At 43.7% G+C, this 12,123-nt stretch carries 11 protein-coding genes; 6 read left to right on the top strand and 5 right to left on the bottom strand.

Annotated features, from left to right (window positions below):
- From aspS to EP181_RS05455, 3 genes are all read right to left on the bottom strand, one after another.
- On the bottom strand, window positions 1-1,788 hold the full coding sequence (aspS, locus tag EP181_RS05465) for an aspartate--tRNA ligase (protein WP_197723404.1): 1,788 nt from the start codon (window positions 1,786-1,788) through the stop codon (window positions 1-3).
- 107 nt (window positions 1,789-1,895) lie between these two features.
- Window positions 1,896-2,612, bottom strand: coding sequence for a DUF502 domain-containing protein (locus tag EP181_RS05460; protein ID WP_127470758.1), 717 nt, complete (start codon window positions 2,610-2,612; stop codon window positions 1,896-1,898).
- A gap of 124 nt (window positions 2,613-2,736) precedes the next feature.
- Window positions 2,737-3,369, bottom strand: a complete 633-nt coding sequence (locus tag EP181_RS05455) for a CBS domain-containing protein (protein ID WP_127470757.1) — start codon at window positions 3,367-3,369, stop codon at window positions 2,737-2,739.
- Window positions 3,370-3,761: 392 nt separating this feature from the next.
- Between EP181_RS05455 and EP181_RS05450 the strand changes: the two genes are divergently transcribed.
- The 3 genes from EP181_RS05450 to EP181_RS05440 all read left to right on the top strand — a co-directional run bounded on the left by EP181_RS05450 (window position 3,762) and on the right by EP181_RS05440 (window position 6,051).
- Entirely contained in the window at window positions 3,762-4,655 is an 894-nt protein-coding gene (locus EP181_RS05450; protein ID WP_127470756.1) for a polyprenyl synthetase family protein, read from the top strand.
- 113 nt (window positions 4,656-4,768) lie between these two features.
- Complete coding sequence (queD, locus tag EP181_RS05445) at window positions 4,769-5,146, top strand: 6-carboxytetrahydropterin synthase QueD (protein ID WP_127470755.1); 378 nt, start codon at window positions 4,769-4,771, stop codon at window positions 5,144-5,146.
- A gap of 86 nt (window positions 5,147-5,232) precedes the next feature.
- On the top strand, window positions 5,233-6,051 hold the full coding sequence (locus tag EP181_RS05440; protein ID WP_127470754.1) for a prepilin peptidase: 819 nt from the start codon (window positions 5,233-5,235) through the stop codon (window positions 6,049-6,051).
- Window positions 6,052-6,228: 177 nt separating this feature from the next.
- On the opposite strand, the gene EP181_RS05435 is transcribed toward EP181_RS05440, so the two are convergent.
- Window positions 6,229-6,537: a DUF3579 domain-containing protein gene (locus EP181_RS05435; protein ID WP_127470753.1), complete on the bottom strand. Its 309-nt coding sequence runs from the start codon at window positions 6,535-6,537 to the stop codon at window positions 6,229-6,231.
- Between the two features lie 242 nt (window positions 6,538-6,779).
- Between EP181_RS05435 and EP181_RS05430 the strand changes: the two genes are divergently transcribed.
- Window positions 6,780-7,853, top strand: coding sequence for a 3-deoxy-7-phosphoheptulonate synthase (locus EP181_RS05430; RefSeq protein WP_127470752.1), 1,074 nt, complete (start codon window positions 6,780-6,782; stop codon window positions 7,851-7,853).
- Between the two features lie 83 nt (window positions 7,854-7,936).
- Here EP181_RS05430 and mpl read toward each other — a convergent pair whose 3' ends face one another.
- Entirely contained in the window at window positions 7,937-9,421 is a 1,485-nt protein-coding gene (gene mpl, locus EP181_RS05425; protein ID WP_232023542.1) for a UDP-N-acetylmuramate:L-alanyl-gamma-D-glutamyl-meso-diaminopimelate ligase, read from the bottom strand.
- On the opposite strand from mpl, the gene EP181_RS05420 reads away from it, so the two are divergent.
- Window positions 9,420-10,637 (top strand): ribonuclease D, encoded by a 1,218-nt coding sequence (locus EP181_RS05420; protein ID WP_127470751.1) that lies wholly within the window; start codon window positions 9,420-9,422, stop codon window positions 10,635-10,637. The two genes, mpl and EP181_RS05420, sit on opposite strands and share 2 nt — an antisense overlap.
- 72 nt (window positions 10,638-10,709) lie before the next feature.
- Window positions 10,710-11,996, top strand: coding sequence for a 6-phosphofructokinase (locus tag EP181_RS05415; protein ID WP_127470750.1), 1,287 nt, complete (start codon window positions 10,710-10,712; stop codon window positions 11,994-11,996).
- Window positions 11,997-12,123 lie beyond the last annotated feature (127 nt).

Genomic DNA, 12,123 nt, shown 5'->3' with positions numbered 1-12,123 from the left:
TTAACCTTGCACGCTCTCAACAGCTGGCTTTCTAAACTTTAAACCCAACTCAAGCAACTGAGCATTATCAACCAGGCCTGGTGCCTCGGTTAATAAACACGCCGCCGATTGTGTTTTTGGAAACGCAATAACGTCGCGAATCGATTCACGACCAGCCATCAACATAATTAAACGATCTAGACCAAATGCCATCCCAGCGTGCGGTGGGCAACCGTATTTTAAAGCGTCCAATAAAAAGCCAAATTTCTCTTGCGCGTCTTCGTCAGAAATACCCAATATTTTAAAAATAGCCGCTTGCATGTGGGTATCGTGAATACGCACCGAACCGCCGCCCAATTCAATACCGTTTAGCACCAAGTCGTACGCTTTTGACAACAGTTGTGACGGCTCAGGGTGGTTTAAAATCTCTTCAGTGGTCGCTTTAGGCTGGGTAAACGGATGGTGCACCGCAGCCACACGGGCGGTTTTGTCATCGGCTTCAAACATAGGAAAGTCCACTACCCACAATGGACGCCATGGACCATTGTGTAATTTTAAATCTTCGCCAATTTTAACGCGCAACGCCCCTAAAGCTTCGTTGACCACTTTGGCTTTGTCGGCACCAAAAAACACAATATCGCCATCGACCGCGCCAACACGTTGCATAATTTCAATGACTTGATCTGGAAAAAACTTAACAATCGGCGACTGCAAACCGTCAATGCCGGCCGCCAAATCATTGACCTTAATATAGGCCAAGCCCTTAGCACCGTAAATGCCCACAAACTTGGTGTAATCGTCAATCTCTTTGCGCGACATTGCGCCCGCACCGGGCACGCGCAACGCTGCAACCCGACCTTTAGGGTCTTTAGCGGGTGCGGCAAACACTTTAAAATCAATATCTTGTAATAAATCGGCTACATCCACCAACTGCATATCAAAACGCAAATCGGGACGGTCAATACCGTATTTTTGTATGGCTTCTGAATACGGCATGCGCTCAAATGGGTAATCAAAATCAACCCCAATACACTCTCTAAACAAGGTTTTAAACAGCCCTTCCATTAAGTCCATTACCGCGTCTTCTTCCATAAACGAGGTTTCAATATCCAACTGCGTAAATTCGGGTTGACGATCGGCGCGCAAATCTTCGTCACGGAAACAGCGGGTAATTTGATAGTAACGGTCAAAGCCTGACATCATCAACAACTGCTTAAACAGTTGCGGCGATTGCGGCAACGCAAAAAACTTGTTTTGATGGGTACGACTGGGCACCAAATAGTCGCGCGCGCCTTCGGGGGTTGATTTGGTTAATATGGGTGTTTCAATGTCCATAAAGTTTTTATCGTCTAAATAACGTCGCATGGCGCGCGTTACTTTGTAGCGCAACATCATAATGTCTTGCATCTCTTGACGACGTAAATCCAAATAACGGTATTTTAAACGGACTTCTTCGCTGACGTTTTTTTCGTCCAACTGAAATGGAATCGGCTCAGCCATGCTTAAAATTTCAAGATCGGTGGCCACAATTTCAATTTGACCGGTGGTCATATTGGGGTTAACCGTGCCTGCGCTGCGAGCAATGACTAAACCAGTAATTTTTAAGACGCACTCTGAGCGCAAACGCTCTGCTTTTGCAAAGGTATCAACGGTATCCGGATTAACCACAATTTGCACAAGTCCTTCTCGATCACGTAGGTCAATAAAAATAACTCCGCCGTGATCTCGACGACGATGAATCCAACCGGCCACTGTAACCGTTTGTTCAATTAAGGATTCTGTAACTTGTCCACAATAATGCGTGCGCATAATCTTTATTACCTTTCACTTACGTGCTTATCAAATTTAAAACGATCCCGCAGCTTTATGCTGCAAGTTATTTATTTTATAAAACAGAATAAAGCCAATCAACATGGCTATTTCTCGGACACCGCCGAGGTGCCTACATCCAACACAATGGGATGCTCTAAACTCTGAACCGACAATACCTCTTTATTGGGCGGCAACTCGGTGTCTATATTAATTTTATTGACCCAGGCAGGAACTACCACGCCTCCAGAAATAACCATTTTTAAGGCATCATCCACGTTCAAATCAAGTTCGATGATTTCAGTTTTAGAGGCCATTAAAAAGAATCCAGAAGTTGGGTTGGGTGTAGTGGGTACAAACAAATTAACCACATTAACCATGCCTGTTTTAATTTGTGCCTCGCCCTGTTTTGAGCTAGTTTGAAACGCCAACGTCCATAACCCTTGGCGAGGATACTGAATTAAATAGACCTTTTGAAAAGTTTGCTCGCCAGCGCCAAACACCGCTTCTGATATCTGCTTAACCGCAGTATAAATTGAGCGAACCAGCGGGATTCGAGATAACAACTTTTCCCACAAAGCAATTAAGCGTGAACCCAAAAAATTAGCCACCAGCATGCCGGTTACAAAAATAATGCTCACAGAAAGCAAGATTCCAAAACCGGGAATGTCCATACCCAACAGTTCACTGGGTCGGTAGGCTTCAGGAATAAGCAGTAGACTTTGATCAAACAAATTAACCAAAAACATCAGCACGGCGATGGTTACGCCTAAAGGCAACCACACCAATACGCCGGCAATTAAATAACGCTTAAAATACACCACTCAAACACAACCCTGTTAGCAAAACCTATTAAGTCGCGTATTATAAATGAAAGCCAACGGCTTTTGAAAAGTAAAGTGGTTCGTTTTAACGATTAACCCATCGACTCTAAAGAGAGACAGACGTTTAAACATAAAGCTCCAAAGGAGGCTCTTGTGAGAGTCGATGAATTAAATCCATTTTAGTCACAATTCCCAGCATCACACCTTGTGTACTCATCACCAGCAACGCGCCAATCGAATAATCATCAAACACTTGTGCAACCCGTCTAATATCAGTCTCGGGCACAGTGGTAATGACATTGGCGTGCATAACATCGGCCACTTGCTCGGCTTTTACCCCTTCAATATCGCCTTTTTTGGATAAAATTATGCGCGCCAATAAATCATCTTGTGAACAAATACCCACTAAACGATCGTGCATTAACACAGGCAAATGCTTAATTTTATGTTGCTGCATAAGCAACCAGGCCTGTTCAATAGTCCATTCAGACGACACGTGAATAACCGGATAGGACATAATATCGGCGACCTTAACCACCAAACGCCTACCTTGTTCTTGTTTTTGCATAAGCTCGTAAGCATTTAATGGACTTTGCGCTCGTTTTGCGGGGTTTTCGCGTTCGTGCTCTTCAACGTTTACCGCTCCAAATCCAGCCTGCTCAACTGGATTGATGCGTGAGGCAGGATCCACTTTTAACGGCGGTATCAAACTGGCTCCTATGATGCGTTGCCCTTCTGGGCTGTAAACAATAAACATACTGACTCCAATCCTGCGATAACATTTAGAGACCTTTGCGCGAGTGAGGCGCAAAAAATAAGGAAAAATGGCCTGACTCTTAGCCAATCGTTACGTTCTTCGTTTGCGACGGACACCCCGTGAAAACTAATCTACTCACAAGCAACCCCCAACTGTAGAGCCATGGGGAGTAAAAAATTCAGGTAGAATTTAGGCCTATTTAATCCCTACACTCACTCGTGCAAAAACCTCTTAAACAACCTGTTAAAAATTTTTGCGTTTAAACACCCTTAATGCTATTCAATTTTTATTGTACTCACTATAATTTAAAAATGAACACAGAGCTGATTCAATTGAATTGCAAATTGCTTGACCATCAACACACATAACAAAGACATTACACCAGCGGGAGAATGGGCTTGCACACCAACTTAAAACTGTATCAAGACCGAGTAAACAAGGCTTTGCTAACGCATTTAACCTTCCAACAAACCCAACAGCCTGATACGCCAAACACCCTGTTTTTAGCGTTGCACTATGCCACACTCAACCCGGGTAAACGCTTACGCCCAGCGCTGGTGTACGCCATGGGCGAGGCCTTAAACATTCCGCTAGAACAACTAGACAGTGCCGCGTGTGCCATCGAGTTAATTCACAGCTACTCGCTGGTGCACGATGACTTGCCCGCTATGGACAACGACAGCTTGCGCCGTGGCCTGCCCACGTGCCACATACATTTTAATGAGGCCATGGCTATATTAGCGGGCGATGCCCAACAAACTTTAGCGTTTTATCTTTTAAGTCACGATACACACGTAAGCGACCGCCATAAAATTACTTTAATACAATTATTAAGCAAAGCCAGCGGAACAGCGGGCATGATTGGCGGCCAAGTCATTGACATTGAATCTGAAAACAAAACCTTAACTGTTGCACAACTGCAAACCTTGCACCAACTCAAAACCGGTGCATTGCTTAAAACCGCATTGCTTATGGGAGCGTGCCAAAGTCCACAATACAGTGAATTAACAGAGGCTATTGAACGTTTTGGTGAATTAATTGGACTGGCATTTCAAGTGCATGACGACATTTTAGACATAGAAGGCGATACCCAAACCTTGGGCAAACCACAAGGCAGTGATGAACGAGCACAAAAGTCGACTTACCCACGCTTAATGGGCTTAGAGGCCTCCAAAAATCATCGTGACACCTTAATTTCTCACGCCCTTCAAACTCTTGAGCGTCTGCCCATAGACAGCTCTTTTTTGCAACAATTAACCCTCTATATTGCACAACGCAAACATTAAACTAACAAAGCTTTAAGCCGTTGCAGCAAAAGATTTTAACAAAAACGTGCCTTTCAATCGGCCTGGGTTTTCGTTATAATTTTGACTTTATGGTTAACGTAGACACACCCATCATGGCTCAACAGTTTGTACTTAAAACCCTTTTGGATTTTGCCTCAGCGCACAGCTTACGAGGTTACCCGGGCGACTGTGCAAAACTTCATGGACACAACTGGAAAATTGAAGTTAATGTCGCCGGAAATCAACTCAACAACATTGGTATGGTGATTGATTTTAAAGAAATTAAACGCCATGCAAAAGAGGTTATAAAGGAGCTTGATCACACGTTTTTAAACGATCACCCACACTTTGAGCACATCAACCCTACGGCCGAAAACATTGCTATGTATCTGTATAAAACCATTCATTCACGCATAGCCACCAACGAAGTGACACTGCACAGCATTACCGTGTGGGAAAACGACCGCAATTGCGTGACCTACTCAGAGTAAAACTCTTTGCTGCACAAATTAAATTTGGTTTATAGGCTTGACCAGGCCTGGTAGAATCGCATTTTGTTTGCATACAGGCTTTTTTCATGACAAACCTTTCTGTTGATACCTTGGGCTACTTTAGTCACATCAGCATCCCACAACTTCTTTTTTTTAGCGGTCTATTAGGCCTCATAATTGGCAGCTTTATTTCGATGTTAAGCTGGCGCTTACCGCGCATACTATTATTGGATGAAGAATCAACACTAAAATCTATTAGCGTGGGTGGGTCAAAATGCCCACACTGCTCAACACGCCTGCCTTGGTATCGGCTTATTCCTGTTTTAAGCTGGCTAGCCAGTCGCGGCACATGCCATCATTGCAAAGTTAAAATCTCACCGCGCTACCCTATTATTGAACTCACTACCGCTATCACCACCGCTTACATTGTGTGGTATTTTGGCCCAACGTTTATAGCGTTAGCCGCGCTTGTCTTTAGCTGGATTTTAATTACGATTTGTGTAATTGATTTTGAACACCATTTAATTTTAGACAATTTAAGCCTACCACTGCTTTGGCTGGGGCTCATTATTAACACTCAAAGTGTTTTTACCTCGCCAACAGAGGCTATTTGGGGGGCTGTATTGGGGTATGCTTTACTTTGGATGGTGTTTCACAGTTTTAAATTTTTTACCGGCAAAGAAGGCATGGGATACGGAGACTTTAAGCTATTAGCCGCACTTGGCGCCTGGTTTGGTATTGCTGCGATTGCGCAAATTATACTGATTGCAGCCTTAGCCAGCATCGCATTAGGCATGGTCGGCATAGCCTTAAAACAACGTAACATGGACACACCCATGGCATTTGGTCCTTTTTTAGCATTGGGTGGCTGGGTTACATTATTTTTAGGTCCAACGATTTTATAAAACTTTATAAAGCCACTTACCAAAACTTGTTAAGCTCACAATCCATTTAAAACCGCCCATCATTGCACGATAAGTCTGTCAAAAAAATAATAGCCCAACCCTTAAAAACACAAAAAGCGCCTTAAAGGCGCTTTTAATTTAAAACTAATACAAAATGACTACAAGCTCACAGCAACATTAGGTTCCAAGCTGAGTTTCGTCTAAATCACATACTTTAGTCATTTTAAGACGATTACTTTTCGCAAAGTTCATTACATACTGAAACATACTGGGGTCTTTAACCTCAAGTTCGGTATCAATCATGAGACACTTTTGACCTTGATACAACTCTGGGTGCATAAGCTCAGAATACACTAAACGGTGCGAAGTCCCATAGCTGGCCATCATTGATGCAACACGATCAATCCAATCACTGGGTCTAAACTTACCACCGTCTTCGGTAACACCTTCTATAATAAATTTACAATGCACGTTAGCTTCAGCCATATTTATTTTTAAAACAGGTTAAATTCTAACATATTCGAATGAGATAACCAGCCAGTAATCATACATTAATAACACATTTTTCAGTGCTTTTTATTCATTTGCCGCAATTGTTTAAGCAATTTTTGATGGATGGTGGCATAATATCACGCCTTATTTACGGGGTGAATTGTAAAAATGGCTCCGGCCTTTCGCCTCAAATTTACAGAGCTGTAAAAGCTCACTTAAGCAACACAAGGTTCACTATGACGCAGTATCAAACCGATGATTTACGCATCAAAAACATCACAGAAGTTCTTGCGCCTCAAGAGTTGCACAATCTGTTTCCACTCACCGAAGCAGCGGCTAAAACTGTGCACGATACTCGTCAACAAATACACAATATTTTAGTCGGTCTTGACGACAGGCTCTTGGTGGTTATTGGCCCTTGCTCCATTCACGATCCCGTAGCTGCGCGCGACTATGCTCGTCAATTAAAAACACAAATTGACCAATACCAAGACACTTTATTAATTGTGATGCGCGTTTACTTTGAAAAGCCGCGTACAACGGTGGGTTGGAAAGGCTTAATTAACGATCCTGAGTTAAACGAATCATTTGAAATAAACAAGGGATTGCATTTAGCACGCTCATTACTGCGTGACATTAATGAAATGGGCGTACCAGCGGCCACCGAATTTTTAGACCTTATTTCTCCACAATATGTGGCTGACTTAATTGCATGGGGCGCTATTGGTGCGCGCACCACTGAAAGCCAAGGACATCGTGAATTAGCCTCTGGACTATCCTGTCCAGTGGGCTTTAAGAATGGTACCGATGGCAGTTTTAAAGTAGCGGTGGACGCTATTCGTGCCGCCAATAATTCGCACATTTTTATGTCACTGACAAAAGCAGGTCATTCTGCCATTTTTGAAACCACCGGCAACCCAGATTGTCACGTTATTTTACGCGGCGGAAGCTCTGGACCTAATTACGCCGCTCCGTTTGTGGCTGAGGCTGTTAGCCAGCTTAAAGCGGCCGGTGTTGAAGACAAATTAATGATTGATTGCAGTCACGCCAACAGCGAAAAACAGCATGAAAAACAATTGTCTGTTGCGGACTCTATTGCCCAACAATTAACCCAAGGCGAATCGCATATTATGGGCGTAATGGCTGAAAGTCATTTAGTCGGTGGTCGTCAAGATGTTGAAACTAACAAACCTTTAACCTATGGCCAAAGCATTACCGACGCTTGCTTAGGCTGGTCAGATAGCGTGAGTTTATTGGCAACCCTTTCTAATGGGGTTCTAGCACGTCGTCACTTTAGAAATAAACATTGAGACCTTTCTAGATCACGCACCACTAAACTTCATTAATGGGTGCGTGTAGATTTATGCACTTAAATCCAAGTACTTAAATTTATTTAACTCTCGGCAACTGCAGAGAGTTTATATTTGTTTTTCAATCCCGCCACTAATTTTTGATGAATCTCACCAAAACTTCCATTGCTCATCACCACCACGGTATCGCCTGGCTCTAAATCATTTAACAAACACTGCAACAAATCTTCATAAGCATTCAGCACACGCACAGGTTGACTAAATTGTTTGGTGGGTAAATTCCACTGCCACACAGGGTCAATAAATGCATACACCGCATCCGCACAGGCAAACGATGCCGGCAAAGTTTTGGCATGAATACCCATGCGCATGGTATTTGAACGTGGTTCAAATACTGCAATTAAACGACCAGGCCTGGTGAGTTTATTAATTTGATTATTCTGCATTAAACGCTGCTTGGCTCCTTCTAACGTGGTTGCAATAGCAGTGGGATGATGTGCAAAATCATCAAATACCGTAATTCCATTCACCTCACCTACCCAACTCATGCGCCGCGCCACACCCTTAAAAAGACTTAACGCAACAAGACCTTCTTTAATAGGAACGCCAGCGTGTTGTGCCGCAGCCAACGCGCTTATCGCATTGCGTACATTGTGTAAACCTGTCATGGGCCAGGCTACCGTTCCCACCAGTTGTCCGCGATAAAACACCTCAAACTCTGAGCCATCCGCGCGCACGACATTAGCGTGCCAATCAGCTTTGCCACCCTCCTCTTTATGAGCAAGGCTCTGCGTTTGCAACGCCGTCCAACAGCCTTTGGCAATCACGGCGTCAACATTGGGGTCGTCTACCGGCAACACAATCAAACCATTGCCTGGTACCGTGCGCACACAATGATGAAACTGAGTCTGAATAGCGGCTAAATTTTCAAAAATATCAGCGTGATCAAACTCCAAGTTATTTATCACCAAGGTACGTGGTCGATAATGCACAAATTTTGAGCGTTTATCAAAAAAAGCCGTGTCGTATTCATCGGCCTCTACTACAAAAAAAGGCTTTGCACCCAAACGCGCTGACACACCAAAGTTAGCAGGAACACCGCCAATTAAAAAACCAGGATTTAATCCAACATACTCTAAAATCCAAGCCACCATGGAGGCTGTGGTGGTTTTACCATGAGTGCCCGCAACCGCGATTACCCAACAGTCTTTTAAAACATTTTCGGCTAACCATTGCGGGCCTGAAGTGTACAATTGCTGTGCATTTAAAGTGGCCTCAACCGCAATATGACCTCGACTTAAGGCGTTACCAATAACAACACTGTTTGGGCATGCGTTTAAAAATTCAAGGCTTTGTTCGTCGCTGACCGTTATACCTGCTTGCGCCAATTGAGTGCTCATGGGTGGGTAAATAGCTTTATCCGATCCGCTCACGTCAAAGCTCATGGCTTGAGCAATTTGTGCAATACCGCCCATAAACGTGCCGGCAATGCCTAATATGTGAATTTTTTGTGCTTTAGTGCAATTATCCTTGCTCTGACTCATACGAACTTTTAAACTCTCACTCATGAAAAAAGAACCCTACCTAACGATTGAAACCCAAGCCGAACTGGATGCATATTGCCACGACATCATCCACAACCCCGAGATTGACTGGATTGCCATTGACACTGAATTTATTCGGGTTGACACTTACTTTCCAGAACTAAGCCTGGTACAAATACAAGACTGCTTGGGGCAAGCGGCTTTAATTGACCCCATTGCCATTATGCAAAATGCCACTGCATCCAATAATAAACCCGATGAGCTTATTGGGCAAACACCCCTAAGCAGCTTGGTCGATTTATTGACCGACCCCAACACCTTAAAAGTGTTTCACTCAGCGCGCCAAGACATCGAGGTATTGTACCAACTTGCCAATAAGATGCCCGCTTCAATTTTTGACACTCAACTGGCCGCTCTATTTTTTAAACACGGCGAAATGGCTGGATTTGCACGAGTTATTGAAGCCGAATTAGGCCACTTATTAGACAAAAGTCAAACTCGCACTAATTGGCACAGCCGCCCTTTAACGCAACAGCAAATTGAATACGCGTTGGACGATGTGCGATTTTTATCGCCTTTGTATCAAAAATTTATACACACCCTTACTCCAGAACAACGTAAGGCGTTAACCGAAGATTGCCAAGCACTTTTAGACGAAACCCTCTACAAGCCTAATCCCTCTAAGGCCGGAGATAAAATCAAAGGAACTCAATCGTTAAAACCTAAACAATTGGCCATTGTCGAGCGCCTAGCCACGTGGCGAGAACACTTTGCAATAACCGAAAATCAACCCAAAAAGTGGGTAATGAGCGATGAAGTAATTATTGATATTGCCAAACGTCCACCGCAAACCTTAGAAGCACTCTACAAAGTACCTCTTATTAAAGCCTCCTCGGTTAAACTTTATGGTGCTCAATGGATTAAACAAATTGATGATGTATTTGCTCAAGCACCTGAAACCTGGCCCCAACTTCCGGCCAAAAAACCCGCTCTTAACCTGCAACAATCGGCGGTAGTGGACTTTTGTTTTAGCTACGCACAACAAGTCAGTCTGGAATACGGTCTAAATATACAAAGTTTAATTCATAAAGACGATATTCAGCGTTTAATGTGCGACCCTTATCAACCTGTCTTAAAGGGGTGGCGACAATTGCTCATAGGTCAACCACTACAAGCACTGTTGCAAGGCAAACAAGCGATTAAATTTCATAATTCTGTTTTATTATTGCACCCGCTTTAACGATAATATAAGCAATAGACTCTAAGCACCTTTAATTATTCAATCTAGTTCATCTTGCAAGGAATATTCCCTTTGAACAACACATCACAAAACAACAATGTACTTTATGCCCAAGCCGGCGGCGTAACGGCGGTTATAAACACCAGTGCGGCTGGGGTAATTGAAACCGTTCAAGCAAACCCACACATTTTTGGCCGGTGCTACGCCGCCATCAATGGCATTAAAGGTGTGTTAGAAGAAGACATGGTAGACGTTACCAATATGGATACAGAAACCTTAGAACACTTAAAGCGCCAGCCTGGCGCAGTCTTTAAGGCTTGTCGATTTGACCTTGACCCAATCGAGCACAATACCGCGCAATACGACCGAGTGCTTGAGGTCTTTAAAGCGTACAACATTGGCTACTTTTTTTACAATGGCGGAAATGGTTCAATGGTTACTGCGCAAAAAGTGGCCGACTATTGTGGAGAGCGTGGTCATAAAGTAATTTGCGTAGGTGTGGCCAAAACCATCGACAATGACATGGATTTATCGCATTGCAGCCCGGGCTTTGGCAGTGCCGCAAAATATTTAGCCAGCAGCTTTTTAGAAGCCACGCTCGATATTCAGTCTATGTATCAAACCTCGTCCAAGTTTTTTATTTTAGAAGCTATGGGTCGCAATACTGGCTGGTTAACCATTGCAGCAGGCCTGGTCAAAGACGTCATTCCAGACGTACCTATTATTATTTTGCCGGCCGAGCGAGCATTTAATCAAACAGCATTTATTGCACGCATCGAAACCTTAATTGCCCAACACGGATATTGCGTATGTTGCGTGTCTGAAGGATTACGCGATGAGCATGGTCAATACCTTAGCATTGCCAGCGTAGAGCACACTCACGAACGTGATTACACCCAATTAGGCGGTGTTGGCGCTCAACTATCACACCTGGTAAGCGAGCACCTTAACAGCAAAACACATTGTGCCGTTCCCGATTATTTGCAACGCTCGGCCAGTCACATTGTGTCACTGACCGATTGGCAAATGGCTTACGATGCAGGGGTTGCATCGGTTAACGCGGCTATAAATGGCGAGCACGGGGTATTACCGGTGGTAAAAATGTGCTCATGCACGCCCTTTAACTGGCAGTTTGAAAGCGTTAACCTAGTGGCTGTGGCCGACCTTGAAAAAACCGTTCCAGACGAATTTATCACGGCAGACGGCATGGACATTACCCCCGCCGCACTAGATTATTTACGCCCATTGGTTCAAGGTGAGCGCCCTGTTAAATTTAAAAATGGTTTACCCGACATTGCTCCGCTTAACTTTAAAAAACTAAGTAAACAGTTGCCTGAATTTATTGCAGTCAAATATTAAAATAGACGTTTACACGCGTGTGTCGCCAAAATAGTTAACACTTACCATCAAGCGGTATTTAAACCTATTGTTAGCATCACGCGTGCAAAGGTCTCTAGGGGTTTTAACCAGGCCTGGTTGTTTATGA

Origin of the sequence: Thiomicrorhabdus aquaedulcis (assembly GCF_004001325.1) — a bacterium.
Taxonomy (GTDB): Bacteria; Pseudomonadota; Gammaproteobacteria; order Thiomicrospirales; family Thiomicrospiraceae; genus Thiomicrorhabdus; species Thiomicrorhabdus aquaedulcis.
This window is presented reverse-complemented; position numbering and strand designations above follow the sequence as displayed.

What these genes read in the sequence shown, in the direction of transcription:
- EP181_RS05450 (WP_127470756.1), top strand. Translation starts at nt 3,762, where the DNA reads ATGGGCTTGCACACCAACTTAAAACTGTATCAAGACCGAGTAAACAAG.
- mpl (WP_232023542.1), bottom strand. Translation starts at nt 9,421, where the DNA reads ATGAGTGAGAGTTTAAAAGTTCGTATGAGTCAGAGCAAGGATAATTGC.
- queD (WP_127470755.1), top strand. Translation starts at nt 4,769, where the DNA reads ATGGCTCAACAGTTTGTACTTAAAACCCTTTTGGATTTTGCCTCAGCG.
- EP181_RS05440 (WP_127470754.1), top strand. Translation starts at nt 5,233, where the DNA reads ATGACAAACCTTTCTGTTGATACCTTGGGCTACTTTAGTCACATCAGC.
- aspS (WP_197723404.1), bottom strand. Translation starts at nt 1,788, where the DNA reads ATGCGCACGCATTATTGTGGACAAGTTACAGAATCCTTAATTGAACAA.
- EP181_RS05435 (WP_127470753.1), bottom strand. Translation starts at nt 6,537, where the DNA reads ATGGCTGAAGCTAACGTGCATTGTAAATTTATTATAGAAGGTGTTACC.
- EP181_RS05420 (WP_127470751.1), top strand. Translation starts at nt 9,420, where the DNA reads ATGAAAAAAGAACCCTACCTAACGATTGAAACCCAAGCCGAACTGGAT.
- EP181_RS05455 (WP_127470757.1), bottom strand. Translation starts at nt 3,369, where the DNA reads ATGTTTATTGTTTACAGCCCAGAAGGGCAACGCATCATAGGAGCCAGT.
- EP181_RS05430 (WP_127470752.1), top strand. Translation starts at nt 6,780, where the DNA reads ATGACGCAGTATCAAACCGATGATTTACGCATCAAAAACATCACAGAA.